At 72.9% G+C, this 14,955-nt stretch carries 14 protein-coding genes; 7 read left to right on the top strand and 7 right to left on the bottom strand.

Annotated features, from left to right (window positions below; translation table 11 throughout):
- Nucleotides 1-309 precede the first annotated feature (309 nt).
- Nucleotides 310-1,482, top strand: coding sequence for an acyl-CoA dehydrogenase family protein (locus AB0G63_RS18095; protein WP_360750970.1), 1,173 nt, complete (start codon nt 310-312; stop codon nt 1,480-1,482).
- A 447-nt stretch (nt 1,483-1,929) separates the two neighbouring features.
- Here the strand turns inward: AB0G63_RS18095 and AB0G63_RS18100 are convergent, their stop codons facing one another.
- Nucleotides 1,930-2,364, bottom strand: coding sequence for a hypothetical protein (locus tag AB0G63_RS18100; RefSeq protein ID WP_360750972.1), 435 nt, complete (start codon nt 2,362-2,364; stop codon nt 1,930-1,932).
- A gap of 271 nt (nt 2,365-2,635) precedes the next feature.
- On the opposite strand from AB0G63_RS18100, the gene AB0G63_RS18105 reads away from it, so the two are divergent.
- From AB0G63_RS18105 to fxsA, 4 genes are all read left to right on the top strand, one after another.
- Entirely contained in the window at nt 2,636-3,076 is a 441-nt protein-coding gene (locus AB0G63_RS18105; RefSeq protein WP_018548954.1) for an Lrp/AsnC family transcriptional regulator, read from the top strand.
- A 63-nt stretch (nt 3,077-3,139) separates the two neighbouring features.
- Nucleotides 3,140-4,753, top strand: coding sequence for an amidohydrolase (locus AB0G63_RS18110; protein ID WP_360750974.1), 1,614 nt, complete (start codon nt 3,140-3,142; stop codon nt 4,751-4,753).
- Between the two features lie 535 nt (nt 4,754-5,288).
- On the top strand, nt 5,289-6,083 hold the full coding sequence (locus AB0G63_RS18115; RefSeq protein WP_360750976.1) for a polyprenol monophosphomannose synthase: 795 nt from the start codon (nt 5,289-5,291) through the stop codon (nt 6,081-6,083).
- A 67-nt stretch (nt 6,084-6,150) separates the two neighbouring features.
- A complete protein-coding gene (fxsA, locus tag AB0G63_RS18120) occupies nt 6,151-6,714 on the top strand; it encodes an FxsA family membrane protein (RefSeq protein ID WP_360750978.1) in 564 nt (187 codons plus the stop codon).
- 179 nt (nt 6,715-6,893) lie between these two features.
- Here fxsA and AB0G63_RS18125 read toward each other — a convergent pair whose 3' ends face one another.
- The 4 genes from AB0G63_RS18125 to AB0G63_RS18140 all read right to left on the bottom strand — a co-directional run bounded on the left by AB0G63_RS18125 (nt 6,894) and on the right by AB0G63_RS18140 (nt 10,384).
- Nucleotides 6,894-7,268, bottom strand: coding sequence for an RNA polymerase-binding protein RbpA (locus AB0G63_RS18125; protein ID WP_003977404.1), 375 nt, complete (start codon nt 7,266-7,268; stop codon nt 6,894-6,896).
- A gap of 266 nt (nt 7,269-7,534) precedes the next feature.
- On the bottom strand, nt 7,535-8,869 hold the full coding sequence (locus AB0G63_RS18130) for an MFS transporter (protein ID WP_360750980.1): 1,335 nt from the start codon (nt 8,867-8,869) through the stop codon (nt 7,535-7,537).
- Nucleotides 8,870-8,930: 61 nt separating this feature from the next.
- Nucleotides 8,931-9,698: a glycerophosphodiester phosphodiesterase gene (locus AB0G63_RS18135; RefSeq protein WP_360750982.1), complete on the bottom strand. Its 768-nt coding sequence runs from the start codon at nt 9,696-9,698 to the stop codon at nt 8,931-8,933.
- Complete coding sequence (locus AB0G63_RS18140; RefSeq protein ID WP_360750984.1) at nt 9,695-10,384, bottom strand: hypothetical protein; 690 nt, start codon at nt 10,382-10,384, stop codon at nt 9,695-9,697. The genes AB0G63_RS18135 and AB0G63_RS18140 overlap by 4 nt, the downstream gene beginning before the upstream one ends.
- A 64-nt stretch (nt 10,385-10,448) precedes the next feature.
- Here AB0G63_RS18140 and AB0G63_RS18145 point away from each other — a divergent pair, with 64 nt between their 5' ends.
- Nucleotides 10,449-11,948, top strand: coding sequence for a PLP-dependent aminotransferase family protein (locus AB0G63_RS18145; protein WP_360750986.1), 1,500 nt, complete (start codon nt 10,449-10,451; stop codon nt 11,946-11,948).
- 151 nt (nt 11,949-12,099) lie between these two features.
- Here AB0G63_RS18145 and AB0G63_RS18150 read toward each other — a convergent pair whose 3' ends face one another.
- Both AB0G63_RS18150 and AB0G63_RS18155 read right to left on the bottom strand, forming a co-directional pair.
- Nucleotides 12,100-13,818, bottom strand: a complete 1,719-nt coding sequence (locus AB0G63_RS18150; protein ID WP_360750988.1) for a hypothetical protein — start codon at nt 13,816-13,818, stop codon at nt 12,100-12,102.
- A 40-nt stretch (nt 13,819-13,858) separates the two neighbouring features.
- Nucleotides 13,859-14,053 carry a hypothetical protein gene (locus AB0G63_RS18155; RefSeq protein WP_360750990.1) on the bottom strand — a complete coding sequence of 65 codons (195 nt, stop codon included), beginning with the start codon at nt 14,051-14,053 and terminating at the stop codon, nt 13,859-13,861.
- Between the two features lie 251 nt (nt 14,054-14,304).
- Here AB0G63_RS18155 and AB0G63_RS18160 point away from each other — a divergent pair, with 251 nt between their 5' ends.
- Nucleotides 14,305-14,697, top strand: coding sequence for an ankyrin repeat domain-containing protein (locus tag AB0G63_RS18160; RefSeq protein ID WP_324788562.1), 393 nt, complete (start codon nt 14,305-14,307; stop codon nt 14,695-14,697).
- Nucleotides 14,698-14,955: the final 258 nt, after the last annotated feature.

Consider the following 14,955-nt stretch of genomic DNA (forward strand, 5'->3'; position numbering starts at 1 on the left):
CCGTGGGCGGATCAGATGTTGTCATGTATACAACAATCGGCGTGAACGTCCGGCCCGCGAGAGGCGCAGGCCATTTGCGAGCGATGGTGCCGCCCGGCCCCCGGCGGTACGATTTTCTTGAAGTAAGCGGTCGTTAACTGGTGACGCGGTGTCGCCGATCGGGCATACTCACAGCGCGCAGCCGCTGGTCAGCAGCTTCCGTGACCCGGAAGCGCGGGCACCGGCCGCGCCCGAAGTACGAGCCGGCGGCGCCGCCCCCACCCAAGGTGCACGTCCGCCCATGCGCCCGACAGGGAGGAGAGCGTCGCCATGCCCGACCGCGCCCCGCAGCCGGTGGACCGGCAACTGCCCACGGACGAGGCCCGGGACCTGGTCTCGCTCGTCCGCGACATCGCGCAGCGTGAGATCGCCCCCGAGGCGGCCGCGGAGGAGGACGCCGGGCGCTTCCCGCGCGAGGTCTTCTCCCTGCTGTCCGAGGCGGGCCTGCTCGGCCTGCCCTACGACTCCGAGTACGGAGGCGGCGACCAGCCGTACGAGGTCTACCTACAGGTCCTCGAGGAACTCGCCGCGGCCCGTCTCACCGTCGGTCTCGGGGTCAGCGTGCACACCCTCGCCTCCTACGCCCTCGCCGCCTACGGCACCAAGCAGCAGCAGGTCGAGCACCTGCCCGCGATGCTCGGCGGCGGGCTGCTCGGCGCCTACTGCCTGTCCGAACCCGCGTCCGGCTCGGACGCGGCGTCCCTGCGCACGAAGGCGGTCCGCGACGGCGACGAGTGGGTGATCACCGGCACCAAGGCGTGGATCACGCACGGTGGCATCGCCGACTTCTACACGGTCATGGCACGCACCGGTGAAGAGGGGCCGCGCGGGATCACCGCCTTCCTGGTCCCCGGCGACGCCGAGGGCCTCAGCGGGGCCGCGCCCGAGAAGAAGATGGGCCTGAAGGGCTCGCCCACCGCGCAGGTCCACTTCGACGGCGTGCGGGTCTCCGACGACCGGCGCATCGGCGAGGAGGGCCAGGGCTTCGCCATCGCGCTGGCCTCCCTCGACTCCGGCCGGCTCGGCATCGCGGCCTGCGCGATCGGCGTCGCCCAGGCCGCGCTCGACGAGGCGGTCGCCTACGCCGCCGGGCGGCGGCAGTTCGGCCGGCCCATCGCCGACTTCCAGGGGCTGCGCTTCATGCTCGCCGACATGGCGACCCAGATCGAGGCGGGCCGCGCGCTGTACCTGGCGGCTGCGCGGCTGCGCGACGCGGGGCTGCCGTTCGCCAAGCAGGCCGCCATGGCGAAACTGCACTGCACCGACACCGCCATGAAGGTGACGACCGACGCCGTGCAGATCCTCGGCGGGTACGGCTACACCGCCGACTTCCCCGCGGAGCGGTACATGCGCGAGGCCAAGGTCCTGCAGATCGTCGAGGGCACCAATCAGATCCAGCGGATGGTCATCGCCCGTCATCTCGCGGGTCCGGAGACGCGCTGAACTGACCCGGTCTGACCTGCGGCGCCGCGAGCCGGACCCACTCCGGGTCGTGGCGCCCCGGCAGAGTGCGGCCGCGGTCGGCCCAGGTACGCATCAGGTCCCGGTAGATGGGCGGGTCATGGGGCGCCGACGGTACAGGCGAAACCGTTCCCGCGGGCGGCGGCACGAACACCCGGCGCAGACGCCCGGTCGCTCGGTAGGTGGCGGTCATACCACACCAACGCGCCGGACGGCGTCGAGGTCACCGTCGGGGAATCGGCCGTTCGTCCACGAGTGCCCGGCGAACCACGTCACGGCCGCCGCTCCGGCGGATCCGGGCACGTCGGACCTGCACCGCGGCGCTCTGCGGGCCATGGTGCAGGACGATGACCGGGACGGCCGGAAAGACGCTGACCGGGACGGCCGGAAAGACCGGGAAAAGCGTGACGGCCCGTCGGGGGCGGACGCTCAGGCGGCGTGACGCCGCATCACGGGGACCCGGATCGGGCGCGAGCCCGGGCCGCCGACGTGCGAGAAGGGCTGCATCCGCCAGTCGAGTCCCTGGGGGAGCGTCAGCAGCAGGGCGGTCTCCTGCTCCTGCGCCTTCACCGACTCGTCCGCGGGGCGGGCGTCGGCGGCGTTGCGGCCCGTGCCGGCGCAGACCGTGAGGCCGAACGGGTTCCACGGCGAGGCGCACAGCGCGTGCTCGGGCAGGACTTCCTCGTCCGCCAGCAGGGCGATGGGCTGCGCGCAGTCCGGGCAGATCACCCGGTACATCTCGAAGGTGTCGTACGCGTCGAACTCGTCGTCGTAGGCGTCGGGTTCGACGCCCTCCGGCTCGGGTTCGACGACCGCCTGAAGACGCTTGGGTGCGGTACGACCAGGACGCTTAAGACTCTGCATGGGATTCTCCCCCTCGGGCTGGGCCGTGAAGGCGCTGCGGCCTCGACCACAGCAAGCATTTCCCCCTCGCCACCGGCGGTAATCACGAGAACATCACGGAGAGCGCCAGGTGGATGTGGTGTTCGTCACATGCCGACCCGAGGGTGCCCGTGGCGGACGTTTCTTGTCCCACAGGCGGCTCACATCCTCCTCCCGGCCACATCACGAACCGGGTATGACCTGGGCTGCTCAGGTATCGGAGGAGATCAAGCGCACTGTAGGTTCTTGCGCCATGGAGGAGCTGGACCGACAGATCGTGCAGCTGCTCGTCAAGGACGGGCGGATGAGCTACACAGACCTGGGCAAGGCCACGGGCCTGTCCACGTCGGCCGTGCACCAGCGGGTGCGCCGGCTGGAGCAGCGTGGCGTCATCCGCGGCTATGCCGCGGTCGTCGACCCCGAGGCCGTGGGGCTGCCCCTGACCGCCTTCATCTCGGTGAAACCGTTCGACCCCAGCGCCCCCGACGACATCGCGGACCGCCTGGCCGGCGTTCCCGAGATCGAGGCGTGCCACAGCGTGGCCGGCGACGAGAACTACATCCTCAAGGTCCGCGTGGCCACCCCGCACGAGCTGGAGGAACTGCTGGCCCGGCTGCGCTCCCTGGCCGGGGTGTCCACCCGGACCACCGTCGTCCTGTCCACCCCGTACGAGGCCCGGCCGCCGCGCATCTAGGTCTGGCCCTCCGGACCCGCCCCAGGTGCGGGCCGGGCGCCGCCGCGCGAGAAACTGTCGGTCATGAGTGAACGCACCGACCAGCCCCAGACCGTCCTGCTCCGCCGCGGCGAGATCCACAGCCCCGCCGACCCCTTCGCCACCGCGATGGTCGTCGAGCGCGGCCAGGTCGCCTGGGTCGGCTCCGAGGGCGCCGCCGACGCCTTCGCGGACGGCGTGGACGAGATCGTCGACCTGGACGGCGCCCTGGTCACCCCCGCGTTCACCGACGCCCACGTGCACACCACCGCCACCGGCCTCGCGCTCACCGGCCTCGACCTGTCCGACGCCCCGACCCTCGAGGCGGCCCTCGCCCGCGTGCGCGACTTCGCCGCCGCCCGCCCGGACGACCGCGTGCTGCTCGGCCACGGCTGGGACGCCGCCCGCTGGCCCGGGGGACGCCCGCCGACGCGCGCGGAACTCGACGAGGCCACCGGCGGACGCCCGCTGTACCTGTCCCGCATCGACGTGCACTCGGCCGTCGTCACGACGGCGCTGCTCGACCTGGTGGGCCGCGGCCTCGGTCCGGTGGACGGCCCGCTCACCGCCGACGCCCACCACGCCGTACGCGCCGCCGCCCTCGCCGCGATCACGCCGCGGCAGCGCACCGAGGCCCAGCGTGCCGCCCTCGCCCGTGCCGCCTCCCTGGGCATCGGGTCGGTCCACGAGTGCGCCGGCCCCGAGATCTCCTCGGAGGACGACCTCACCGGCCTGCTGCGGCTCGCCGCCGAGGAGCCCGCACCGCGGGTCGTCGGCTACTGGGCCCAGCAGGGCGAGGAGGGGGTCGCCAGGGCCCGGGAACTGGGCGCGGCCGGCGCCGCGGGTGACCTCTTCGTCGACGGAGCCCTCGGCTCGCACACCGCCTGCCTGCACCGGCCCTACGCCGACGCCGACCACACCGGCACCGCCTACCTGGACGCGGCCGCCGTGGCGGCCCACGTCACCGCCTGCACCGAGGCCGGTCTCCAGGCGGGCTTCCACGCCATCGGCGACGCGGCCGTGACCACGGTCGTCGAAGGGGTGCGCGCCGCCGCCGACAAGGTCGGCCTCGCCCGCGTCCGCGCCGCCCGCCACCGCGTCGAACACGCCGAGATGCTCACCCCCGAGACGGTCGCGGCCTTCGCCGAACTGGGCCTGACCGCCTCCGTGCAGCCCGCCTTCGACGCGCTGTGGGGCGGCGACGACGGCATGTACGCCCAGCGTCTGGGGGCGGAGCGGGCGCGCGCCCTCAACCCGTTCGCGGCGCTGCTGCGCGTCGGCGTCCCGCTCGCCTTCGGCTCCGACAGCCCGGTCACGCCCCTCGACCCGTGGGGCACGGTCCGCGCCGCCGCCTTCCACCGCACGCCCGAGCACCGCGTCTCCGTGCGGGCGGCGTTCACCGCCCACACGCGGGGCGGCTGGCGGGCGGTCGGACGGGACGACGCGGGCGTCCTGGTGCCCGGCGCGCCCGCGGACTACGCCGTGTGGCGCACCGGCGAACTGGTGGTCCAGGCCCCCGACGACCGGGTCGCCCGCTGGTCCACCGACCCCCGTTCCGGCACCCCCGGCCTGCCCGACCTGACCCCCGGCCGGGACCTCCCCGTATGCCTGCGCACCGTGGTCGCGGGGCGGACGGTGTTCGTACGGCCGGGCGAGTGATCTACGGCCGCGGTGCGGGCGCGGGAGGCCGCCGCCACGCGGTCGCACGACCTGCGCATCCTCCGCCCTGACCAGGGCTTTCTCCGAGAACCCGCAGGTCGAACGGCTGTTGACAGGCGACGGCAGGGGGCCGGTAGGTTCGGCCGGGTCCACCACCGGACGCCCGACCGGGGAACGTCCGCGCAGTCGCCGCGGCGCCGCTGGGTCAGGGACGGTGTGCCGCACCGGGGCACCGTCGCTGGCAGCCAGGCCCAGTGCCCGCGCCGCGACGAGGGACGGTTCCGGCCGGTCGGGAAGGTGTGACCCGGGTGGGGCCCGGGTGCTCAGTAGACAACGGCTTCAGGTCGACCCGCAGCCGGCGGGTCCCAGGTCGGCCCGAAGGGCGCCGGGCCCCCACTCCGCAGCGTGCGGGTCACCGAGGCGCGTTCTTACCCCGCTTTTGCGGAAACGACACCACCGTACGAACCTGTTGTCACGTCATCGCAGGCCGCGGCCACTATGGTGGACCTCTGCGTACGGAGATGAAGGGGCAGCAGTGAACGACGGCGACGGGACCCACGCGGCACGGGCCCAGGAGAGGCGCTTCGGCCCGCTCGGCACGACGTTGGTGATCATTCCGACCTACAACGAGGCGGAGAACATCAAGGCGATCGTCGGCCGGGTACGCAAGGCCGTCCCCGAGGCGCACGTCCTCGTGGCCGACGACAACAGTCCCGACGGCACCGGCAAGCTCGCCGACGAACTGGCCGTCGAGGACGACCACGTCCAGGTGCTGCACCGCAAGGGCAAGGAGGGGCTGGGCGCCGCCTACCTGGCGGGCTTCCGCTGGGGCCTGGAGAACGGGTACGGCGTCCTGGTGGAGATGGACGCCGACGGCTCCCACCAGCCCGAGGAACTGCCCCGCCTGCTGACCGCGCTCAAGACCGCCGACCTCGTCCTCGGCTCCCGCTGGGTGCCCGGCGGGAGGGTGGTGAACTGGCCGCGCAGCCGGGAGTTCATCTCCCGCGGCGGCAGCCTCTACTCGCGGCTCGCTCTCAACCTGCCGCTGCGCGACATCACCGGCGGCTACCGCGCCTTCCGCCGCGAGACCCTGGAAGGCCTCGGTCTCGACGAGGTCGCCTCCCAGGGCTACTGCTTCCAGGTCGACCTCGCCCGCCGCGCGGTCAAGGCCGGCTACCACGTGGTCGAGGTCCCCATCACCTTCGTCGAGCGCGAGCTCGGCGACTCCAAGATGAGCCGCGACATCCTGGTCGAGGCACTCTGGCGGGTCACCGCATGGGGCGCGACCGAACGGGTCGGCAAGGTCCTGGGACGCGACAAGAAGTCCTAGGACCGCCCCAGGGCCCGTGAGGCCGCGGTTTATCCCGTGCTGAGCCGGGCCCAGGCACACTGGAGGCATGACGACTGGCGCTCCGACCCCCACGTACCCCGCCCGGCCCCGGCCCCGGCGCTCCCGGCTGCGGACCTGGCTGCCGCTGGGCATCGCGGCCTGGCTGGTGCTGGAGATCTGGCTGCTGACGGTGGTGGCCGACGCGTCCAGCGGGGTCGTGGTGTTCCTGCTGCTCCTCGCGGGCGTCGTGCTCGGCTCCGCGGTGATCAAGAAGGCCGGCCGACGCGCCTTCCAGAACCTGAACGAGGCGCTGCAACGCGGCGGCAGCCCCTCGCGCGGCGGCGGCAACGGCCTGCTGATGCTGGGCGGCCTGCTCCTGATGGTCCCCGGTCTGATCTCGGACGCGGTGGGCCTGGTCCTGCTGGTCCCGCCGGTCCAGAAGGCCCTCGGCCGCTACACGGAACGCACCCTGGAGCGCAAGCTGCGCACGGCCTCCCCGGGCAGCCTCGGCGACGCCTTCCAGCAGGCCCGCATCCACCGCCCCGACGGCAAGGTCCTGCAGGGCGAGGTGATCCGGGACGACGAGCCGGGGGACGCGCAGCCGGGCCCGCGGCCGCCGTTGACGCGCTGAGCCGCGCTGAGCCCGTCACGCGGCACGCCAGCGGCCTGTCGCGCAGCACACGACCGAGGGACCCACGACCGAGGGACCACCGAGGGACCTACGACGACTGCGGGCGCTCACGTGGAACTCCACGTGAGCGCCCGCAGTCGCGTGCGTGTGCTGTCGTCGTCCGCCAGACCGTGAGGGTCCTACGCCGACTTGCGGCTGTCCCGCGGATGAACGGCGATGTTCATCGCGCCGGAGCGCAGTACCGCCAGACGCTCCTCGAGGACCTCTTCGAGTTCCTCGCGGGTGCGCCGCTCCATCAGCATGTCCCAATGCGTACGCGCAGGCTTGGCCTTCTTCTCTTCCGGGCCGTCGCCGTCGACCAGGAGCGCCTGGGCCCCGCAGACCTTGCACTCCCACTCCGGCGGGATCTCCGCCTCGACCGAGAAGGGCATCTCGAAACGGTGCCCCTTCTCACATGCGTACTCCACGGCCTGGCGCGGGGCCAGGTCGATGCCGCGGTCCGTCTCGTAGCTGGTCACCACGAGGCGCGTGCCGCGAAGAGCTCGCTCACTCATGAATCGTGCCTCCCGGGCTTGTCGCCCACAGGACAGGTGTCGCTGTCGTCGTCATCCGGTCAACGTCCGGTCGGCGGTAAAGATTCCCGTTCCGAGTCCCGTTCCGGGTCATGCGTCGCCGTCGTAGCCGCCCTTGTTCTACCCACCCGCGCCCGGTTTGTCACATCTGATGGCAGATGTGACCCAGTGCTTCGGCATCTTTGACGCGCAGTAACGGTACGCCTGGCAGGCCAAACGCGTACACTACCGCTCTTTCGCCCTGAGTGCTAAATCCTCTCGGGAACCGGATTGCCCGCGTCGCTGATCGCCCGGCGTACCGGAACCCGTGCGAGCAGCGTGAACCCGATCACGAAGAACGCCACCAGCGACAGGATCGCGTCCCGGTAACTCCCGGTGAGCTGGTAAGTGATGCCGAACAGCAGGGGACCCAGCCAGCTCATGCCGCGGTCGCTCAGTTCGTACGCCGAGAAGTACTCGGCCTCCTTGCCCGGCGGGACCAGGTGCGAGAACAGGGACCGGGACAGCGCCTGGCTGCCGCCCAGCACCAGGCCGATCCCGGCGGCGAGGACGAAGAACCACAACGGCGCCCCGGCCGGCAGGAAGAACCCGGCGCCCAGCGTCACCGTCCACGCCACCAGCGATCCGAGGATCGTGCGCTTGGCGCCGTAGGTCCGGGCCAGCCGTCCCATCGCCAGCGCTCCCGCCACCGCCAGCACCTGCACCAGGAGCACGGCCCCGATGAGGGTCGACTGGCCGAGGCCCAGTTCCTCGGATCCGTACACCGAGGCTTGCGAGATCACCGTCTGGATGCCGTCGTTGTAGACGAGGTACGCCAGCAGGAAGGCCAGCGTCAGCGGATGGCGGCGCATGTCGCGCACGGTCGCCGTGAGCTGCCGCAGGCCGGGGGCCGTCGCCTCCTCCGGCCGGGACCGGCGGTCGCGCAGCCGCCGCAGGGGCACGAGCGTGAACGCGCCCCACCACAGGCCCGCGGAGGCCAGGCAGACCCGCACGGCCGCGGACTCCGTCAGGCCGAAGGTGTCGTGCGCGGTGTAGAGGACGAGGTTCGCGACCAGCACCAGCGAGCCCGCCGCGTACCCGAAGGCCCAGCCCCGGGAGGACACGGCGTCGCGCTCCTCGGGCGGGGCGATCTGGGGCAGATAGGAGTTGTACAGCATCATCGCCACGGACTGCGCCGCGTTCGCGACCACCAGCAGCAGCCCGCCGAGCAGATAGCGGTCGCCGTCCAGGAAGAACATGCCCGCCGTCGCCGCGGCCCCCACGTAGGCGGCGGCGCCCAGCAGCGGCTTCTTCCGGCCGGTGCGGTCGGCCGCGGCGCCCACCACGGGCATCACCAGTACCGCCACGATCACCGACAGGGACACCGCGTACGCGAAGAACGACCCGGCGCGCACCGGTATCCCCAGCGGGTGCACGAACCCGTCCGCGTCCGCCGCCGACTCCGCGACCGACGTCAGGTACGGCCCGAGGAACACCGTGAGCACGCTCGTGGAATAGACGGAGCAGGCCCAGTCGTAGAAGTACCAGCCGCGCTGCTCGCGCCGCCGGTCGGTGGGCTCCCCCCGCACGGTGTCGATGGTCACCCGTGCCCTCGCTTCCCCGCTGAGAGTGCCGTGCGCAGGCACGGGACGGCGTTCCGGGTGCTCAGACCCAGACGCCGCGTTCCTCCATGACCTTGCGCAACGTGTCGATGTGATCGGTCATGATGCCATCCACGCCCAGGTCCAGCAGCCGGTGCATGCGCTCGGGCTCGTTGACGGTCCACACGTGCACCTGCAGCCCGCGCGCGTGGGCGGTGCGCACGAAGCGGCGGTCGACGACCTGGATGCCGGACTGCGCCTCGGGCACCTGCGCGGCGACGGCGGAGCGGCGCACCGCGGCCGGCACTCCCCAGGACCGCAGCCGCAGGCCGAGCACGCCCCGCGTCCCGTACGACGTCGCCAGGCGAGGCCCGGCGAGGCGCTGCGCCCGCACGACGCGCGCCTCGGAGAACGAGCCGACGCAGATCCGGTCCCAGGCGTCCATCCGCTCGACGAGGCCGAGGAAGGGGCGCAGCGCGGCTTCCGCCTTGAGGTCGACGTTCCAGCACACCTCGGGGAAGGTCTCCAGGAGTTCCTCGAACAGCGGCACCGGCTCGGCCCCCGCCACGCGCGCGCCCGCCACCTCCCGCCAGGGCAGGTCGGCGATGCGCCCCGCGCCGTCGGTGACCCGGTCGAGCGTCTCGTCGTGGAAGGCGACCAGCCTGCCGTCCGCCGTGACGTGGACGTCGGTCTCGATGTACCGGTAGCCCGTCCGCACCGCGCGCCGGAACTGGAGCACGGTGTTCTCCAGCCCGTCCGCCGCCCCGCCCCGGTGGGCGAAGGCGATCGGGCCGGGGTGGTCGAGATAGGGGTGGCGTATCCGCGTGGTCACGGTCGCAGTATCGCGCCCAGCGGTTGCCCCTCGGCAACGACCGTGCTGCCGCCGGATGCCGACGGGACGTCGAACACCCGCAGGAAGAGCTGGGCGAGCGGGCCGATCGACACCGCGTACAGGACGGTGCCGACGCCGACCGTGCCGCCGAGGGCGAAGCCGGTCGCGACGACGGCCACCTCGAGCGCCGTGCGGATCAGCCGGATCGAGCGTCCGGTGCGCCGGTGCAGCCCGGTCATCAGTCCGTCGCGCGGACCCGGGCCGAGGCGGGCGGCGATGTACAGGCCGGTGGCCACGCCGTTGAGCAGGACGCCGCCGAGCAGCAGGGGCACGCGGACGGCGAGGGAGTGCGCGTCCGGGAGCAGGGCGAGCGTGCCGTCCATCGCGATGCCGACCAGGAACACGTTGGACACCGTGCCGAGGCCGGGGCGCTGGCGCAGCGGAATCCACAGCAGCAGTACCGCGGCGCCGACGACGATCGACACGACCCCGATCGTCAGGCCGGTGAGCTCGGCCAGACCCTGGTGCAGCACGTTCCACGGCTCCAGCCCCAGCCCCGCCTCGACGAGGAGCGCGGAGCTGGCCCCGTACAGGACCAGTCCGGAGTACAGCTGGATCAATCGCCGCCCGAGACGGCTTCTTGCGGACAACGGTGCCCCCCGCGTGGTGGTAGTGGCCTGACGCATGACACCCTGTGGCCCGGGGAGAAACGCCATCCATGGCCAATTCGGGGAAGGTGGACTGATTTCTGTGGCGCAGTGGACTTCGGCGATGGGTGCGGCGCAGCTCGCCCGGCTGCTCAACTCCCAGCAGGAACGCCCGGCGGGCCCCGGTTCGCGACGCCCGCCCGCCTACCGGGCGCTGGCCGACGGCATCCGGCTGCTGGTCCTGGAGGGGCGGGTGCCGGTGGCCGCCCGGCTGCCCGCCGAGCGCGAGCTGGCGCTGGCGCTGTCGGTGAGCCGTACGACGGTGGCGGCCGCCTACGAGGCGCTGCGCACCGAGGGGTTCCTGGAGTCCCGGCGCGGCGCCGGAAGCTGGACGGCCGTACCCGCCGGCAACCCCTTCCCGGCACGCGGTCTGGAACCCCTGCCGCCCGAGGCCCTCGGCTCGATGATCGACCTGGGCTGCGCCGCGCTCCCCGCCCCGGAACCGTGGCTGACCCGCGCCGTCCAGGGCGCCCTCGAGGAACTGCCGCCGTACGCCCACACGCACGGCGACTATCCGGCCGGGCTGCCCGCGCTGCGCTCGATGATCGCCGAGCGCTACACCGCCCGCGGCATCCCCACCATGCCCGAGCAGATCATGGTGACCACGGGCGCCATGGGCGCGATGGACGCGATCTGCCACCTGTTCGCGGGCCGCGGCGAGCGCATCGCCGTCGAATCGCCGTCGTACGCCAACATCCTCCAGCTGATGCGGGAGGCGGGCGCGCGGCTCGTCCCCGTAGCGATGGCCGAGGGGCTGGCCGGCTGGGACATGGACCGCTGGCGGCAGGTGCTGCGCGACGCGGCGCCCCGGATCGCGTACGTGGTCGCCGACTTCCACAATCCCACCGGCGCCCTCGCCGACGAGGACCAGCGGCGGCGGCTCGTCGAGGCGTCCCGGTCGGCGGGGACGGTGCTCATCGCCGACGAGACGATGAGCGAACTGTGGCTGGACGAGGACGTCTCGATGCCCCGTCCGGTGTGCGCCTTCGACCCGGCCGGCTCCACGGTGATCACGGTCGGCTCGGCCAGCAAGGCCTTCTGGGCGGGGATGCGCATCGGATGGGTGCGGGCGGCGCCGGACGTGATCCGCAGCCTGGTCGCCGCGCGGGCGTACGCCGATCTCGGCACGCCGGTGCTGGAGCAGCTGGCCGTGAACTGGCTGTTCGGCACCGGAGGCTGGGAGCAGGCCGTGCAGGTGCGGCGCACCCAGGCCCGGGACAACCGGGACGCCCTGGTCGCCGCGGTGCGGCGGGAACTGCCGGACTGGGAGTTCGAGGTGCCCCGGGGCGGGCTCACACTGTGGGTGCGGACCGGGGGGCTGTCGGGATCGCGGCTCGCGGAGATGGGGGAGCGGGTCGGCGTCCGGGTGCCGTCGGGGCCGCGGTTCGGGGTGGACGGCGCCTTCGAGGGGTATGTGCGGCTGCCGTTCACGGTGGGCGGCGCGGTGGCCGAGGAGGCGGCGGTGCGGCTGGCCGCGGCGGCGCGCGCGGTGGAGACGGGCGCGTCGGGGTCGGGGGAGGCGCCGCGCACGTTCGTGGCTTAGCGGCGACGGCAGCGGGGTCACGGGGTCGGGCGGGCCCTGGGGCCGCGGGGGCCGCGCGGCGCACGAACCCTGGGGCCGCGGGGGCCGCGCGGCGCGCGGGCTGCGGGTCACGTCGGCCCCGGCGAGCGGCCTTGCGGTTCGGATTCCCCGGCTACGACCGCTCGGCCGCCCCGGCCTCCGCGGGTACCGGTGCCGCGTCCATGGGCACCGGCTCCGCCTCGGCTGCCGCCTCCGCCGCCTCCGCCTTCTCCGTCTTCTTCGTCAGCGCCGTCTTGTGCGCCACCTCCGCCTTCTCTCCGTTCTTCCCCTTGTCGGGCTTCTCCCTCTTCTCCAGCGACGGCACGGCAGCCCCGTCGGCCGGCGTCGTGCGCGGCGGCAGCAGCGCCAGTACGGCCTGCCGGTCCGCGTCGCTCGTCGCGTCGTCGTACGGGTCCGGCGTCGCCGGTACCTGGAGACGGTGGACCGGGCCCGTGCCGAGGCGGGCGTAGCCGCGGCCCGGCGGGGTCTGCGCGATCGGGGTGGTGTGCGGCGGGGCGCCGAGGAGCGTCCGCAGCTGCTCCGCCGTGGCGGCGCCCAGCACGACGCGCGCGCGGGTGTGCCGGCACACCACGTCGCTCAGGGCGTCCGCGCCGTCGAACTGCTCGGCCACCACCACGGTCACGTTCGCCGCGCGTCCGTGCCGGAGCGGGACCTGCAGCAGCGCCTGCGGGTCCTTGCGGCCGTCCGCGGCGGCCAGATGGGTGAAGGCGCTCGGGCGGTCCACGATGATCCACAGCGGCCGCCTGGTGTCGTCCGGCGGCGGATGGCCGGCCTGGCGGGCACGGTTGGCCTCGATCAGCCGGCGCTCGGTCTCGGCGGCGGCCCACTCCAGGCTGGCCACGGCCCCGGGCAGTGCGCACTCGACCGCCAGGACGCCGTCGCGGCCGGTCAGGCAGGCGTACTCGCCGGTGGCGCCGCCGTCGACGATCAGGATGTCGCCGTGCTGGAGCGCCTGCAGTGCGAGGGAACGCAGCAGGGTGGAGGTCCCGCTGCCCGGCTGGCCCATGGCCAGCAGATGCGGCTCGGTGGAGCGGATGCCGGTGCGCCAGACGACCGGCGGCATGTCGCGCTGTTCGTCACCGTAGGCGAGGGGGAGGGTGCGCTGGACCTCGGAAGGATCGGTGAAGCCGAGCACCGTCTCGCCGGGCGCCGTCACGAAGCGCTGGGCGGCGACACCGGTGGGCAGCGGGGGCAGCGCGCTGACCGTGAGCTGGTTCGCCTCCTCGTCCCAGGCGAAGCGGTACTCGCGGCTGCGGCCCGACTTGGCGTGCAGCAGGTGCTCGATCCGGGCGCGGGACTCGGCCTCCCCGTCAGGGAAGTAGGCCGGATACCGGACCACGAGGTACGAGACCCGGCCCGACGCGTCGAACTCGTACTCGGGGAACGCCTGTTCCCACTCGCCGCCGTGCGCGTACAGGGGCGTGGGATCCTCGGCGACCGAGAAGCAGGGGACCAGGGCCTCGTAGAGCGACCGCAGCCGTTGCGTCTGCGGCTCGTCGGGTCCCTCCGGGGCCGCCGGGGCGCGGTCGCGGCCGTGCCAGGCCGCCGCCGCCATCAGGGTGACGGCGGCGAGCAGCGGGCCGTACGGCATGAGCGCCACGACCAGGACCACCGACGCCACCAGGAACATCAGCGGTCCGCGTCTGTCCTTGGGGGTGCCGGTCCACTTGCGCCGCCCGGCCGAGGCCAGCCGGCGCAGTCCGCGCATGATCGTCAGCAGCGGATGGAGGACGTCGGTGGCGCTGTCGGCCGCCGTCCGGGCCAGCTCCCGGCTCCGGGCGAGGTGCGCGCTGCCTGTGCTCAGGATGCGGGGGAGGGGGCGCCGGGCCACTGCTGTCTCCTGTGGGTGCGTACGGACGTGAGGGACGGCGTCAGAACTTCATGCCGCCGAGCAGGCTCGCCAGACTCTCGCCGCCGGCCTTGATGCTCGGGGCGATGGCCGTGCTCGACAGGTAGAAGCCGAACAGGACCGAGACCATGGCGTGCGAGCCCTTGAGTCCGTCCTTGCGGAAGAAGAGGAAGACGATGACGCCGAGCAGGAACACGCCTGAGATGGACAGGATCATTTGGGTCTCCTGGTTCGTGGGGACAGTCACCATGAGTACTTCCAGGATCACAGCATGTATCCATACGATAAAAGGTGCAAATGGGTGAAATTCTCGCGATTTCCCCCAGCTGGCCGAGCCGCCGTGCGCCGGACGAGCCGGGCGCGCGCCGCACCGGGGTCCGCGGTGATCCGTACCCCGGCGGGTCCGGCCCCGGGCCGTACGAGCCAGTACCCTGACGATTCACCTGAACGGTTGTGAGGAGAGGCGCGATGACTGAAGCCCCCGACCCCGAGGTCGTGGAGCTGGCGACCAAGATCTTCGATCTGGCCCGGCGAGGGCAGACCGAGGCGCTCGTGGCGTACGTCGACGCGGGCGTTCCGGCCGACCTCACCAACGACCGCGGCGACTCGCTCGTCATGCTCGCCGCCTATCACGGGCACGCGGAGGCGGTGCGCGCGCTGCTCGCCCGGGGAGCCCAGGCCGACCGGGTCAACGACCGGGGCCAGACCCCGCTCGCCGGGGCGGTCTTCAAGGGCGAGACGGAAGTGATCGAGGTTCTGCTGGAAGGCGGCGCCGACCCCGCCGCCGGCACCCCGTCGGCCGTCGACACGGCCCGGATGTTCGGCAAGCGGGAACTGCTCGAGTTGTTCGGCGCGCACTGACCGGCACGGTCTGTCGCACGCTCTGACCAGCGAAGACACGGGAAACGGGGGAGGCGGTGCAGGGTCGCGGAAATTTCGGTCGCGGCAGGTCGGACCGCCGGGTCATCATGACGAAGTGATTCACGGACGCGAGGGCTGGGCAGGTGTTGCCGCACCGCGCGGACCGTGATGCGGTCCGCATGGGCCACCGACGAGAGGCAGAGGAAGATGGTCTACAGCAAGCAGGAAACGGCGGGCGCCCCGACGTGTTGTCACGCG

The sequence above is a fragment of the Streptomyces sp. NPDC020996 genome (genome assembly GCF_040641355.1).
Classification (GTDB): domain Bacteria; phylum Actinomycetota; class Actinomycetes; order Streptomycetales; family Streptomycetaceae; genus Streptomyces.